A 15,132-nucleotide genomic window follows, 5' to 3' on the forward strand; every position below is an offset into this window, starting at 1 on the left:
TTCCTTCCTATTATCTAGACTACAGAATTTGTAATTTATCCGCATCTGCTGGGCGAGATTGAATTTTCCCAACAACAAAGTTTGTTTCACCCTGCTTGGTCAACTGGGCTTGAACGGTAGCTACTTGATCCGGCTTTACCGCTAAGATCAAACCTAGCCCCATGTTAAAGGTCCCAAAGGCATCTTCTCGGTTCAAGTGGCCGGTTTTAATTAACCAGTCAAAGATTACGGGCCGCTCCCATTTGGCCGGGTCCACCACAGCTTGCAGTTCATCCCCATACATCCGTGGCAGGTTTTCTGGTAAACCACCCCCGGTAATGTGGGCAATTCCGTGGACTAACCCAGCTTTAACTAGTGGTAAAACCGGCTTAACGTAAATCTTAGTCGGGGTTAATAAAGCTTCTCCCAAGGTTTGATCACCCAGTTGGTCAACGTGATCGGTATACTGCAAACCAGCTTCCTTCACGATTTGGCGGACGAGGGAAAAACCATTGGAATGGATCCCACTAGATGGTAAACCAATCAAGATATCCCCAGCACTGACTTGACTACCATCTAGGAGCTGACCTTTTTCTGCCACCCCGGTTAAAGTCCCCGCTAAATCATATTCTTCGATCGCATACATATCAGGCATTTCGGCCGTTTCTCCTCCAATTAGGGCACAGCCGGCTTGGCGACAACCTTCGGTAACTCCTTGGACTAGGGCTGCCATTTTGGTTGGTTCATTTTTCCCCGTGGCAATGTAATCCAAGAAGAAAAGCGGTTCCGCTCCTTGGGCCAAGACATCGTTGGCACACATGGCAACCAAATCAATCCCAACCGTGGCCGGCTGGTTTAGGGCCTGGGCAATCATTAATTTGGTCCCGACCCCGTCAGTTCCAGCCACTAACACCGGATGGCGGTAGTTCAAGCTTCCTAAATCAAAGAGGCCACCAAAACTACCAATCCCACCCATTACACCGGGCCGCTTGGTGGAAGCCACGTCCGCTTTAATCTTTTTGACCATTTCGTAACCGGCATTTACATCAACACCGGCGGCTTGATAACGATTCATTTGAGTTGTTCCTTTCGCATCCGTTTTTCTTGGGCATTGAAAGAAGCTAGATAGCTGGCTTCGTAATCATAGAGTGGCGTTGGATAATCACCGTTAAAGTAAGCAACCGTCAATCCTTGATATGGCGCATCCCCGGTATCAGGCAAGTTAATCGCCTTCACCAAATTTTCCACGCTCAGGAAGTTGAGCGAATCAGCCCCAATCTTTTTCCGCATTTCTTCAACCGAATAATGAGCCGCCATTAATTCGGACCGGGTCGAAATATCAATCCCGTAGAAACATGGGAAGCGGAATGGTGGGGAAGCAATTAGAAGGTGAACTTCCTTAGCCCCCGCATCGCGAAGCATTTTAACGATCTTTTGGGAGGTCGTTCCCCGGACGATGGAGTCATCCACCACCGCCACTCGCTTACCAGCGACGACCCCCCGCACGGCCGAAAGCTTTAGGGCCACGGCTCGTTCCCGTAAGGCTTGCGTGGGTTGAATAAAGGACCGGGCAACGTATTGGCTCTTAATCAAGCCCATTTCATAGGGTAAGCCACTTCCTTCAGCGTACCCGGAAGCCGCCGAAAGCGATGAATTGGGCACCCCAATTACAATGTCGGCATCCACAGGGTGTTCTTGTGCTAAAAGCCGCCCCATTTGTTTGCGGGCATTGTGAACGGTCACTCCATGGATAATTGAGTCCGGCCGGGCAAAGTAAACAAATTCCATTGAACAAATTGCCAACTGGGTCTTGTCCGTAAAGCGGTCAGTATGGAGGCCATCCTGGTCAACAATGATTATTTCCCCGGGTTGAACATCCCGGATTAACTTGGCCCCAACAATATCTAAGGCACAAGATTCACTGGCAATCACATAAGCGCCATTTTCCATTTGGCCAATCACTAAGGGTCGCAACCCATTCGGGTCTAAAGCCGCAATTAAGCGATCCTTTTGGAGTAAGAGGAAGGCAAACCCACCATGGACTTCATTCAGGCTTTGCTTTAACGCTGGAATAAAGCCTGCCTTAATATGCTTGCGGATTAAGTGAATTAAAATTTCGGAATCCGAGTCGGATTGGAAAACGGCACCTTCATCCTCCAGTTGCCGGCGGAGAGTAACCGCATTAGTTAAGTTTCCGTTGTGGGCTAAGGCAACATCGCCATCGTGAAAGTTAAAGAGGAAGGGTTGGACGTTAGCTAAAGTTTGCCGACCGGCTGTCGCATAGCGAACGTGACCAATGGCGGCTTCACCAACTAAGCCATCGAGATCGGCTTGGTTCCGAAAAACGTGGGCTAGTAGCCCTCGGTTACGGTATTGGTACATTTCTTGTCCATCCGTAGTAACAATCCCGGCCCCCTCTTGGCCCCGGTGTTGGAGCGTATGCAGGCCAAGGTAAGTTAAATGGTTGGCATCGGGGGCGCCAAATACCCCGAAGACGCCACACTCTTCATTTAAGCTTTTGACTTCAGCTGGCATGGAATAGCCTCCTTCCAAACTGTTTGTAATTCTGCCACTGCAGCGTTTAGTTCGCCACCTTGATAACGGGCTTGGAGCCAGTGACTGGCAGTTACTTCCCCAACCTTTTGGGCATCTGAACCCATGGCAGCTTCAAAATCAGGCGTAGCTTCAGCTGGAACGGTCACAATAAACCGGCCGCCGGTTTCGGCGAAAAGTTGGGCGGCGGTTAGGTGGGTTAAGTCGAGGTTCATCCCCAAATCAGTGTTAAATAAGGTTTCGGCTAAGCCCACTGCCAAGCCCCCTTCAGCTAAATCGTGGGCTGAAGCAACATGGCCAGCTTGCATTTCCCGCAAAAGGCGTTGGCTATAAGCTTGGACTTGAGTTAAGTCGATATCGTTCAAGACCCCGCTAATGTCACCAAGCATCAGCTTTTGCAGTTCAGAACCAGCAAAGTCGTTCCCCGTTTGCCCCACAAGATAAACTTGATCACCCGCATTTTGGGCAAAGGAAGGAATCACATGGTTGATATCTTTAATCAAACCAACCATGCCGACCATTGGCGTTGGGTGAATGGCTTGGCCGTTATTTTCGTTATATAAGGAAACATTCCCGGAAATGACGGGCGTATCGTAAACCCGGCACGCTTCGGCCATTCCCATTACGGAGTGATGAAGTTCCCAGAAGATTTCCGGGTCGTTCGGGTCACCGTAGTTTAAACAGTCGGTGATGGCAAGGGGTTGAGCACCGGTGGCAATGATATTAGTAACGGCTTCGGTCAGTGCTAACTTTCCGCCAATCTCTGGATCAAGGTAAACAAAGCGGCCGTTTCCATCGGTCGTCATGGCTAAGCCCTTCTTAGTTCCCCGGACCCGGATCACCCCAGCATCGGAACCAGGACCAAAGACGGTTGAGGTCCGTACCTGGGAATCATATTGTTGGTAGAAAGCTGATTTATCCGCAATCGTACTTTGAGCTAAGAGTTGCCGAAGGGTTGCTTCCGCATTCAGAATTGTTGGTTGCCAAGCGTGTTGGGCTTTGGCAGCTTGAAGCCGAGCGGGTTCCCGTTCTTCACTTGCTTCTTCTAAAACATCATCGGTTAAAGTGGAAACTGGGATGTCACAAACAACTTGGCCATCATGGTGAAGGACATAGTTATGACCTGCCGTGATCCGACCAATCGTGACGGCTTCAAGATCGTAGAAGTCAAAGATCTTTTTGACATCCGCTTCGTGTCCCTTAACCACACAGAGAAGCATCCGCTCTTGGGATTCCGAAAGCATAATTTCGTAAGCCGACATGTTTGGTTCCCGTTGTGGAACAAGGTCAAGGTCCAAGTCCATTCCGGCCTGCCCTTCCGAGGCCATTTCAGCACTGGAAGAAACAATTCCGGCCGCGCCCATATCTTGGATCCCGACTAACCAATCGGGATGCTTTTCAATTAACTCTAAGCAGGCTTCCATCAGGAGCTTTTCCATGAAGGGATCCCCAACTTGCACCGCTGACCGTTGAGTGGCATTTTCATCGGAGAAATCGGCAGAGGCAAAGGTGGCCCCGTGGATTCCGTCCCGACCAGTTTTAGCACCAACATACATCACGGCGTTGCCAATCCCGTTGGCCGTCCCTTTTTGGAGGTCCTTTTGGTTCATCAGGCCAACACTCATGGCGTTAACTAAGAGGTTTCCGGAGTAACAAGGATCAAAGGTGGTTTCCCCAGCCACCGTTGGAATCCCCATGCAGTTACCATAGTCCCCAATCCCCTTAACGGTATTTTGGACTTTCATCCTCATCGTGGGGTTATCAAGTTCACCAAAATGGAGGGAATCTAAGGAAGCAATTGGCCGCGCCCCCATGGAGAAAATGTCCCGCAGGATCCCCCCAATCCCAGTGGCTGCCCCTTGGTACGGTTCAACCGTTGACGGGTGGTTATGACTTTCGGCCTTGAAAACAACCGCTTGGCCATCATCAATGTCGACAACCCCGGCCCCTTCACCAGGACCTTGTAAAACCCGGGCGTTCTTGTTCGGGAAAAGCCGCAAAACCGGCTTTGATTTCTTATATGAACAGTGTTCACTCCACATGGCCGAGTACAAACCCGTTTCGGTGTAGTTAGGTAACCGGCCCAGAAGTTTTTCACTAATGTAGTTGTATTCGCGTTCGGATAAACTCCAGTCCAAGTAAGGCTTTTGGGCTTTAATTTCTTCCGGTGTCATTGCTGCTTTCATGATCTTCCTCCGTCTCCCTTGATGCGTGAATTAAGCCTTGACCGTGCCGTAGGTTAACAAGGATTTGAATAAGCGTAGTCCATCGGTATTACCAAGAATAGCTTCCACGGCCCGTTCGGGGTGGGGCATCATCCCTAAGACATTTCCCGCTTGGTTAGTAATCCCGGCGATATTGTTTAAACTGCCATTTGGATTTTCTTCAGCGTAACGGAAAACCACCTGGTGATTAGCTTCCAGAGCATCCAAAGTGGCTTGATCAGCGTAGTAACTACCATCAGCATGGGCAATTGGTAAGTTAATCCGTTCGTGAGCTTCGTATTGCTTGGTGAAAATAGTTTGATTATTAACCACTTCCAAAGGCACCGTCTTGCAGACAAATTGTTGACTATCATTGCGCTTCAAGGCGCCTGGCAAGAGCCCGGCTTCCGTTAGAATTTGGAACCCGTTGCAAGTTCCAAAGACTGGCTTTCCTTCCTTGGCTAGCCGAATAACTTCCTTCATCACTGGCGCAAAGCGCGCAATTGCTCCGGCCCGGAGGTAGTCACCGTAAGAAAAACCACCCGGTATCATTACAGCATCAAAGCCGGCAAGACTCGTTGCCTTATGGGGAACGTACTCAACATCGGCTTGACACACCGTGTGTAAGGCTTCGTAAATATCAAGGTCACAATTGGAGCCTGGAAAAACGATTACGGCAATTTTCATTCTGCATCCTCCATCACTTGGTAGGTGTATGTTTCCATATTAAAGTTAACCAATAGTTGATCAGCGATTTCCTTGACCGCGGCTTCAACATCCTTAGTATCAGGAGCAAAAGTTACATCAAAGAACTTCCCTACCTTTACCGCTTCGACTTCTTGGTGACCCAAGGTATGGATAGCATCCTTAATCGTTTCCCCTTGGGGATCAAAAACTGATTGCTTATAGGTAACGAAAATCCGGACTTGCATTAGGCTTCCTCCTTAATGACAGCTTGTAGACGGTGAAAAACTGCTTCGTAGGTTGTAGTTAAATCAGCTAAGTGGCGCCGGTAAACATCCTTGTCCAAGTGGTCCTTGGTTGCTAAATCCCAAAGACGGCAATTATCAGGAGAAAATTCATCCGCCAAGATAATATGACCATCACTAAGGCGCCCGAATTCCAACTTAAAGTCAACCAATTGCATGCCGGCCTTTTTAAAGAGGGGGAGTAGCAAGTCATCAACTCGTTGGCAAAGGTTCCACATTTGCTTCAGTTCTTCATCAGTGGCGAACCCCAACGCTGTCGTTGCGGAAGCATTAATAAAAGGATCGTCTAACTGATCTGACTTGTAAAAGGTTTCTTGAACGGGGTGCGGCAGGCTTTGCCCTTCTTCTAAGCCATAACGGGAAGCAAAATGACCCGCAACCACATTCCGGGTAACAAATTCAAGAGGTACCATTTCGCACCGCTTAACTAAATCTTCCGTTGGCGAAAGTTGCTTAATAAAGTGGGTTTCAATCCCGTGTTCAATCAAATAATGGAAGACTAAATCCGAAATCGCCTTAGCAGCTTGACCCTTCCCGGCAAAATGATCTTTCTTTTTACCATTCAAAGCCGTTGCTTGATCCAAATACACAACCCGCAATACTTCAGGGTCATCAGTTGACCACATCTCTTTTGCCTTCCCGGCATACAAAAGCTTTTCCAAAGTCTTTCTCCTTATCAAATCCGAACATTAAAATGAAAATACGACAATATAATTCGCAATTACAAGTAAAGAATAGCAGAAAGTTATTTTAGTTTCAAGAAAAAGCTGAATAATTAAAGATGTTAAGTTATCATCATTCGGTTTAATGTTTTATCTAATCCCTTACCCTTATAATCAACAGTGAATTGTTCGGAAAATAAAAAAGTGCTAACTTAGATTGCATTTGAGCATCCAAATTAGCACTTTGATATTTACTTTTTAAATAGTTCACTAACCGTGATCAAAACTTTGCTTTGCAAGGCTTCGCTTAATCGGTCGTCCTTACCGCTACAGTTTGCAGATTCGTTTCCGGAGCCAAGAAGAAACAGATTCCCGCCCCAAGGAGTAACACCCCGCCACAAAGCATCATTGTTATGGCAGGCCCTGCAACGCTAATAACCACGGGTAAGACGAAGGTCCCGGCAGCGGCCCCAACCCGACTCATCATGATAACAAATCCGACCCCGGTAGCCCGGACTTTAACATCAAATAATTCAGTCGTATATGTGTAATCCAGTAACAGGGACGCTGATAAAGTTACCGCAAAGACCGTGAAGATTATCAAAAGCAGATTACCAGCAAGATGCGAACTGAGCGCCATCACAAAGAGGCAGAGGGACGAAACCCCAAAGGTAACTAAGAGAAATGGCCGCCGGCCCACATGGTTGAAGACTAGCAAACCAATCACACAACCGCCAACTAACGCTAGATTGTATAAGCTCCCTGATAGAAAGGCGTTGGTAACTCCCATACTCTTTAACAAGACGGGAAGAAAAATACTAACCCCAAAAAAGGCAAAGGCTCGGGTCGCATAAAAGGCACTGCCCACAACCGTATTTCGCCAGTATTGTTTACTAAAGAGCATTTTGATGGAAACTTCCTGCGCCGGTTTCACGTGGAACCACTTCTTGGGTAACCCCCACTTTGGTCCTAACCGCCGTTGGACAATTTTTTGGGCCCGTTTGGGCTTTCCATGACTAGCAAGCCAAGCTGGCGAGGCCGGAATTTTGATGATGGAGCGAAAGACTGCCGTTAATAAACTGCCAATAGCCGAAGAAGCTAACAACCAGTGCCAATCAATATTCACATTCCCAATTAAGAATGAAAGGGCAAAACCAAGTGACCAATATAGTAGTAGATTACTTTGTTTTTGGGGTCCTTCTTCTTTCGGGAGCCATTCGATTAGGAGGGCATTCCCGACGGTATAATCAATCGCCATCATCAACCCGAGCCCAATCCGAAGCCCAAAAAGCACTGCCGGCGAGTTAAAGAAGAACTGGAGAATTGAAAGGATCGTAAAGACATACATATTTGCCATTAACATTTGTTTTCGGCCAAATTGGTCAGCGATCTTTCCCATGAGGGCACTCCCAGCTAAACCGATCAAAGCACCGGCCCCGAGGAGACCTAGCCAAGTATTGGAAAAGCCCAGCTGGGTTTGGGCACTACCAAAGGCGGTACCGGCAATCCCTAAAGTATAACCACAAACAAACTGACCGAGGACAATCGCAATGTAAATTAAGGCATGTAATTTCAAAAACGGCGCCTTTTTAAAATTCTTGAGTTCTCGTTTAACTACTTCGATATTACCGTCTCCTTTGTTCGTTTTCATTCGATTTCATTACTATTACCGTATCAAAATTTCGAAAACGACGCAAATTCACCCGCTAAAATGGTCCATTTTTAGCCAGTCTCAACGGTTGATTTGACAATTGTTGACCAATAGACGTTAAGATTTTCTAAAGACAAACTTTTAACTCCTTCACTAGCACTAGAACGCGTTTCATAAGCGGACCTCGGCAAGGCCGAATTGGATCTACCAACCGTAGATTCATCGATAACGAAAAGGCCACTAATGAAGGTTATATCGGCTACCGTTCTAACCTTCAATTGAGTGGCCTTATTTGTTTTCTTGCTATCATTTTACCCCTGCTTTGCCCGGAGGCCCCAAAGGATACAAACAGTATCAACAACTTCTTGTAACAGGGCCCCAATAATGGTTGGAATCCAACCGGTCGAACAAATTAACATCAAACCAGTACAAACGGCAATGCCAATCCAAACGGCCTGCTTAGCAATTTTAAGGGTATCTTCCGCAATTTCCACGGCATCAGCAATCTTTCCCAAGTTATCGGTCAAGATCACGACATCCGCGGATTCACTGGCCGCCGTTGAACCGTGAGCTCCCATGGCGATCCCAACATCAGCGACTTTAAGAACCGGGGCATCATTAACCCCATCCCCTACCATAATACTTGGTCGTTCGGCTGGGGCAAGGTCGTTCAAATGGTCAACTTTGTCTTTGGGGAGTAAATCACCGTAAACTTGCTTAATCCCGACTTCCTTGGCAATCCGATCAGCAATTACTTGTTGATCCCCAGTAACCATCATAAAATGTTGAATCCCAGCTTTCACTAACCGTTGTAAGGTTTGCGCTGCTTCTGGCCGGACCTGGTCAGCCAATTCAATCCGCCCAAAATAATTCCCATCAACCGCAACATAAACTGCTGTTGTTGGTACTAATTTGACCTGTGGATCATCGGTCACGAAGGCTTTCTTTCCAACTTTAACTTCGTGACCATTTACGGTTGCGATGATCCCCTTCGCTGTCACTTCATTCATCGCCGTTGGTTCACTAAGGGTTAAGCCTTGTTGCTGGGCCTTAGTCACAATTGACTGGGCCAATACGTGGCCAGAAGTCTGCTCCGCACTTGCTACCAGTTGGAGTAATTGATCCTCCTTCCCACCAGTAACTGGAACGACTCGGCTAACTGTCAAGTTTCCGTGGGTGAGGGTTCCGGTTTTATCAAAAGCCGCCGTCTTTGCCGTAGCTAGTTTTTCAATCACCGCTCCGGTTTTAACCACAATCCCGGCATGGGATGACCGACTCATTCCCGACACAAAGGCGACTGGTGCAGCCAAAATTAATGGACATGGTGAAGCGACCACTAACACTTGGGCAAAGCGAACCGGATCTTTGGCAACCCACCAGGCAAGACCAGCAATTACATACGCGACAATCGTAAACGGTAAGGCATACCGATCAGCCAACCGGACAAAATTAGCTGGTGTTTGATCGGCTTGCTTAATCAACTCCACTAACTGTTGGTATTGACTATCTTGAGCCGTCCGCTCTACCTTCATCGTTAAGGTTGTGTCCCCATTAATTGAACCAGATAAGAGCTGATCCCCCGGTCCCTTATCCAGCGGTTTTGATTCACCAGTTAAAGACGATTCATTGACACTACTTTCACCTTCAGTTACCCGTCCGTCAACCGGAACTAATTCGCCTGGGCGAACTACGACTTCTTGGTCCACCATAATTTTTTCAACGGAAACGTCAACTAACTTACCGTTAAGGCGAACATGCCCAATCTGCGGGCTATTATCAAGTAAGGTCTTTAATTCACTATGAGCCTTGGCATTAGCATAGTCTTCTAGGGTATCGCCGCCGATCAGCATTAAGAGAATTACCATTGCGGCCCAGTATTCACTAACCGCAAGCGTGGCCACAATTGCCGTTACCGCTAATAAGTCGACCCCATAGTCACCCGTTCGCAGTTTCTTAACCATCTCGATTAACATTGATAAAGCGATGATACTCCCGGCGACCGTATTAATAATCTGGGCCCAGAGCGGTTGACCAAATCCCCATTGACAAACCGCGGCAAATAAAGCCACCCCACCTAACAGCATCAACTTTTGTTTATGGGTCATTATAATCCCCCCTTTACTTATACTATAACTGATAACTGACGGTATTATCCAATAAATAAGCTTTTTAAATTAAAAGTTAACTAATATTTTTGGAATATTTATTATTCCAAATTATTCATCAATTTTGAACTTAGCGTATAATGAAAAGGTAATTTATCCAACAAAGGACGTGACCCTCATGATCAAACAACTCTTTACCGATATGGATGGTACTCTGCTTAATCCCCAAGGAGAGCTTTCCCCCGCAACGATTCAAGCGGTTAAGCAGGCGGACCTCCCCTTAACCTTAGTTTCTGCCCGGGCCGCTGCCGACATGCTTCGCTTTGTGGAAGCTCTCGGCTTAACCGGTCCGCAAATTGGCTTTAATGGTGCTTTAATTTACCAAGTTAACCACCACCAAATTGAATCCCGCAGTGAGATTCCCTTGTCAAAAACGAGTGGACTAAAAATCATTCAAGCCGTCCAAAAACATTTCCCGGAAGTAAGTATTAACTTTTACGATGCTACCCATTGGTTTGCCCCCAAACATGACCACGGGGTTGATTTACAAGCGGAACGATCCGACTTTGCCCCTCAGTTTGGTGATCCGACAGATATTTTGGCCAATCATCCTCAGCAATTGCTCAAGATTACCCTCTTGGTGACGGGACAAACTGATCCCCAAGCCGTTGCCGACTTGATCACCAACTTGAACATTCCCAACATAAGTTTACAATTACCAGCCGCAGAAAACGGAATTACCTTTATTGACATTACCAACGCACAGGCGCAGAAATCCCGGGGTGTCCAATACGTTCTTGATCAGGCCGGGATAACCAACGCTGAAGCAGCTGCTTTTGGTGATGGCGAAAATGATCTTCCGATGTTAGAAATGGTCGGTTTACCAATCGCTATGGGAAATGCCAGCGATAAAGTTAAGGCCGTTGCTAAGTACGTAACCAAGGCTAATTCTGCTGATGGCTGGGCCGCTGCCCTAACCCATCAGCCCGATTTAGTTGCGGCTAGCCAGGCATAATTTCTGCTTGCTGTGGAATGCGTTTCACCTTTTATCATTGCTAGTACTGAAAGCAGGAAGTTGATGACTAACTTCGTGACCTTGCGCACCCTAGCGGTTACTCAGTCGTGACCGTTGCTCGAATCGTCACTGCATACGGTTACGCCGCCGCTTAAATCCGAGCGAAAATCGAATTAGCAATCAGCTACTATTTTGACATGGCTGGACAATAACTTCAGCGCTAACGAAAAAGCCACTAATGGAGGTTAAGGATTGGCGATGCCCTAACCTTCAAATTAGCGGCTTTATTTTTTAGATCTTAATAGCTCGAAATTTGGTAAAAACATTAATTTGCGGACAGTTGGTACATCCATTGCAAATCAACTTTGTTTGCTCGCTTATTTAAACATCATTTTTAGCGTTTTGCAGTTGCTCTTTCACATGAACTTCTCCTGTTAACAATTCACACAACGGGGCTACTAAACCATATTGTTTAGCATGAGTAGCCACGTAGCCATTAATATAATCAACCTCCGTTGGCCGATTATTTTTAACTAAGTCTTGATACATTGAAGGATAGTGTTCCCCAATGACCGAATAACAATCTTCGACGTGGCTTACGGCTTCAGCAACATCAAAGTGAAGGCCTTCTTTTTCGCCGACCATGGCAAATTCTTTAACCACCTTCACCACTAATTCATGAGCTGGCGTTGTTTGGCCGAATTCGGCCACGTTACATTCTAATAAGGTACAAAGGGTATTTAAGGTCCCGTTAACACAGCCCTTCCGGAAAACTGAATACCTTGGATCTTCTAATAAGTGGGCTTTTAAGCCAGCTTGACTAAAGACGTTCACCGTTGTTACCGCCATTTTAACTTGGTCCGGATCATCCGTTAAACTCCCCAGTTCACAAGAACCATCATCAGCCAAGTGAACATGATCTGGTCGCGTCATCTGGGCAGTCCACATGGTATTACCTAATAGTACGCGTTCTCGCGGCAGATACTTAGTTAGCGTCTGTTCATGGCCGATCCTATTCATTAAACAGAGGGCATAGGTGTGGGGACCAAAAGCCGGGAGCAAAATTTGAACCAAGTCAGCTAATTGCATACTCTTCGTTAGGAATAATACTAAGTCATAATCAGTTTCACGTGGAACAGCTTTGGGAGCGTAAGCAGGTAATTTTAATTGAACTTCTTGACCATCTAAATCAGCTTGAAGGCCATCCGTCTGGAGGGACTGCAGTCGTTTTGACCAGGTTTCGGCTAAGACAACCTCGTTTCCGGCTTGGGCCAATTTAAGGGCGAAGCGGCTTCCCATTCCGCCAACCCCAGCAACTAGGACTTTCATTGGGATCACCTACTTCGCGTTAACAACCACGTCCCCAAGCCCAGAATCAAACTTAACTTCCCACTTACCAGCTTCCAAGTGTGGAGGTAAGACGAAAGTTCCGGAAGATACCATTTGTCCCTGCTTGAAACCTTTCCCTTGGGCTTCCAATTTAGCAACTAGCCACTTTAAGGATTCGAGGGGATTACCAAGAACTTCTGCGGAAGTTCCTTCCGAGAGCTTTTCTCCATCCTTATAGAGGGTAGCCTTGACGTTCGCAGCGGCGGCTACATCCTTAAAGAATTCATCTGCTTCTCGTTCTTGACCGTAAACGACCAAGCCACCGACCGCACAGTCAGACATGACATTATACTTGCCTAAGCTTGGGAACCAGTCAACAAAACGGGCATCCGGGACTTCTAAGGCGCCAGCAACCGTAACCTTATGTAAAAGTTCTTCTAATGAATCATTGGTATGTAAATCTTCTTTTGCCCGGAAAGCCAATTCAACTTCTACCAGGGGCTCGTTTAGGTCGGCTAACTTAACATCCGCTGGTGACGTTAAGAAATGATCTGCAACCTGTTGCCCATAGAGGGGTGAATCAGCATCAAACATATCTTGCGTTTGTTTACTAGTTAAGGAAACCTTATACCCAGCGACTGGTTGACCCTTTAGCGCCATTACCTTATCTTGCACTGCGTAGGCAGTTTCATCATCATTAACGACGTCTTGCCAATCACTTTCCTTTAAGGCTTTATTATTGGCATACGCTTGATACAGTGCTTCCGCAAATTCATTTTGACGAGCATTTAATTGAGTCATAGTCATTACCTCCAAATTAATTGTTTAAGTAAAATATGTCATTAAAGATCGCGGCCAGCAACCGACTGAGAAACCCGGGAGATATGTTCGCTTTAGTGAGCGATTAAGAAAGTTAAATATGTGATGGAGTGTTCTGGGCTCAATTCCTAAGTGGTAACCAAAAAGCGCCCCTACAATGACCTCTGTCATTATAGGAGCGCTTCCGCACGGTACCATCCTACTTAATCCGTTGAAACAACGAATCATCTTACTACAGACTCAATTGAATCCGCGACCACGATAATGGGTGGTACCCAACCTAGCTTACTATATTCAGCCGGTAACTCAGGAATGATATGTTGCTGGATTATTGGATCAACTCTCACCATCCGTTGACTCTCTTAACCAAAGCACCAGAACGAGTTCCCTCGGTGTTTTTCTCATCTATCTTTAATTGTTGAAACGAGTATACGAGACATTTCGTTACCCGTCAACCCTTTTTCATGAGATTTTTTTAATTTAATTGTTAGACGCTAGTAAAAGCATTTGCCGAAGTTAGTTTACTTAATCCCCTAAACCAACCCGTTCAAAAATATCATCAACATGACGTAAGTGCCAATGGTAATCAAAGGCATCATCCAGGTCTTCTTTCGTAAGTTGTTTTTGGATCGTTGGATCGGCTTCTAGCAATGGCCGGTAAGGGACATGTTCGGCCCAGCATTTGGCTGTGTACGGTTGAATTAAGTCATAAGCCGCTTCCCGCGTCATCCCGGAGTTAACTAGCTTTAATAACACCCGCCCAGAGTAAATCAAGCCTAAGGTTTGATCCATATTTTGCTTCATCCGTTCGGGGAAGACATCTAAGTTGGCTAAAATCCGGCCAAAGCGGTGCAACATGTAATCTAACAGCGATGTTGAATCCGGTAAAATCATTCGTTCAGCACTGGAGTGGGAAATATCCCGTTCATGCCAAAGGGTAACATCTTCCATTGCCGTTACTACATTGCCGCGCAGGACCCGCGCACAACCAGTGATATTTTCCGAGCCAATTGGGTTTCGCTTGTGTGGCATTGCTGAAGAGCCCTTTTGGCCCTTAGCAAAATGTTCTTCAACTTCGTGGATTTCCGTCCGTTGTAAGGATCGAATTTCCGTCGCCATATTTTCAAGACTCGTCCCCACTAAGGCAATCGCAGAGATGTATTCAGCATGCAGGTCGCGGGGCAAGACTTGGGTCGAAATTTCTTGTGCCCGTAAACCAAGCTTTTCACAGACGTACTTTTCAACGAAGGGATCAACTTCCGCAAAGGTACCAACCGCCCCAGAGATTTTACCGGCTTCAACCCCCTTAGCAGCATGTTCAAACCGTTCTTGATCCCGCTTCATTTCAGAGTACCACCGGGCCAGCTTCAAGCCAAAAGTCGTTGGTTCGGCGTGAATCCCATGAGTCCGTCCCATACATACCGTGTACTTATATTGCTTAGCTAATTTTGCCAACGTTGCCATAAAGTCCTTGATATCTTGGCGTAAGATGTCATTGGCTTGCTTAAGTTGGTAACCTTGGGCCGTATCAACAACATCGGTACTAGTTAAACCGTAGTGAACCCACTTTCGTTCTGGCCCCAAAGACTTAGATACATCCCGGGTAAAGGCAATTACGTCGTGGTGGGTAACGGCTTCAATTTCAGCGATTCCTTCAACGTCAAACTTGGCGTTTTCACGAATCTTCTTAACATCTTCGGCGGGAATATGGCCAAGCTTACTCCAAGCTTCATCAGCTGCAATTTCAACTTCAAGCCAACCCCGATACTTATTTTCTTCGCTCCAGATATGCTTCATTTCGGGACGGGTATAACGATCAATCATGC

At 46.6% G+C, this 15,132-nt stretch carries 12 protein-coding genes; 1 reads left to right on the forward strand and 11 read right to left on the reverse strand.

From position 1 onward, the window contains the following. Positions 1–19: 19 nt before the first annotated feature. From purM to GTO83_RS09750, 8 genes are all read right to left on the reverse strand, one after another. Positions 20–1,054, reverse strand: coding sequence for a phosphoribosylformylglycinamidine cyclo-ligase (purM, locus tag GTO83_RS09715; RefSeq protein ID WP_180870785.1), 1,035 nt, complete (start codon positions 1,052–1,054; stop codon positions 20–22). Then, positions 1,051–2,514 carry an amidophosphoribosyltransferase gene (gene purF, locus GTO83_RS09720; protein ID WP_180870787.1) on the reverse strand — a complete coding sequence of 488 codons (1,464 nt, stop codon included), beginning with the start codon at positions 2,512–2,514 and terminating at the stop codon, positions 1,051–1,053. The genes purM and purF overlap by 4 nt, the downstream gene beginning before the upstream one ends. Next, positions 2,490–4,718: a phosphoribosylformylglycinamidine synthase subunit PurL gene (gene purL / locus GTO83_RS09725; protein WP_180870788.1), complete on the reverse strand. Its 2,229-nt coding sequence runs from the start codon at positions 4,716–4,718 to the stop codon at positions 2,490–2,492. The genes purF and purL overlap by 25 nt, the downstream gene beginning before the upstream one ends. 30 nt (positions 4,719–4,748) lie before the next feature. Beyond that, on the reverse strand, positions 4,749–5,423 hold the full coding sequence (gene purQ / locus GTO83_RS09730; protein WP_180870790.1) for a phosphoribosylformylglycinamidine synthase subunit PurQ: 675 nt from the start codon (positions 5,421–5,423) through the stop codon (positions 4,749–4,751). Then, a complete protein-coding gene (gene purS, locus GTO83_RS09735; protein WP_180870792.1) occupies positions 5,420–5,668 on the reverse strand; it encodes a phosphoribosylformylglycinamidine synthase subunit PurS in 249 nt (82 codons plus the stop codon). The genes purQ and purS overlap by 4 nt, the downstream gene beginning before the upstream one ends. Then, the gene (purC, locus tag GTO83_RS09740) at positions 5,668–6,387 is read right to left on the reverse strand and encodes a phosphoribosylaminoimidazolesuccinocarboxamide synthase (protein WP_180870793.1); all 720 of its coding nucleotides are present in this window, start codon (positions 6,385–6,387) and stop codon (positions 5,668–5,670) included. Before purC ends, purS begins: the two co-directional genes overlap by 1 nt. 307 nt (positions 6,388–6,694) lie before the next feature. Beyond that, complete coding sequence (locus GTO83_RS09745) at positions 6,695–8,038, reverse strand: MFS transporter (protein WP_180870795.1); 1,344 nt, start codon at positions 8,036–8,038, stop codon at positions 6,695–6,697. Between the two features lie 311 nt (positions 8,039–8,349). Continuing rightward, a complete protein-coding gene (locus tag GTO83_RS09750; RefSeq protein WP_180870797.1) occupies positions 8,350–10,143 on the reverse strand; it encodes a heavy metal translocating P-type ATPase in 1,794 nt (597 codons plus the stop codon). A 178-nt stretch (positions 10,144–10,321) separates the two neighbouring features. On the opposite strand from GTO83_RS09750, the gene GTO83_RS09755 reads away from it, so the two are divergent. Beyond that, positions 10,322–11,158: a Cof-type HAD-IIB family hydrolase gene (locus GTO83_RS09755; RefSeq protein ID WP_180870799.1), complete on the forward strand. Its 837-nt coding sequence runs from the start codon at positions 10,322–10,324 to the stop codon at positions 11,156–11,158. Positions 11,159–11,539: 381 nt separating this feature from the next. Here the strand turns inward: GTO83_RS09755 and GTO83_RS09760 are convergent, their stop codons facing one another. From GTO83_RS09760 to purB, 3 genes are all read right to left on the reverse strand, one after another. Further along, positions 11,540–12,487 carry a 2-dehydropantoate 2-reductase gene (locus GTO83_RS09760; RefSeq protein WP_180870801.1) on the reverse strand — a complete coding sequence of 316 codons (948 nt, stop codon included), beginning with the start codon at positions 12,485–12,487 and terminating at the stop codon, positions 11,540–11,542. A gap of 9 nt (positions 12,488–12,496) precedes the next feature. Next, on the reverse strand, positions 12,497–13,288 hold the full coding sequence (locus tag GTO83_RS09765; protein WP_180870802.1) for a 2-keto-4-pentenoate hydratase: 792 nt from the start codon (positions 13,286–13,288) through the stop codon (positions 12,497–12,499). Positions 13,289–13,831: 543 nt separating this feature from the next. Next, positions 13,832–15,130 carry an adenylosuccinate lyase gene (purB, locus tag GTO83_RS09770; RefSeq protein ID WP_180870804.1) on the reverse strand — a complete coding sequence of 433 codons (1,299 nt, stop codon included), beginning with the start codon at positions 15,128–15,130 and terminating at the stop codon, positions 13,832–13,834. Between the last annotated feature and the right edge of the window lie 2 nt (positions 15,131–15,132).

Origin of the sequence: Lactobacillus sp. 3B(2020) (assembly GCF_013487845.1) — a bacterium.
Lineage (GTDB): Bacteria > Bacillota > Bacilli > Lactobacillales > Lactobacillaceae > Limosilactobacillus > Limosilactobacillus alvi.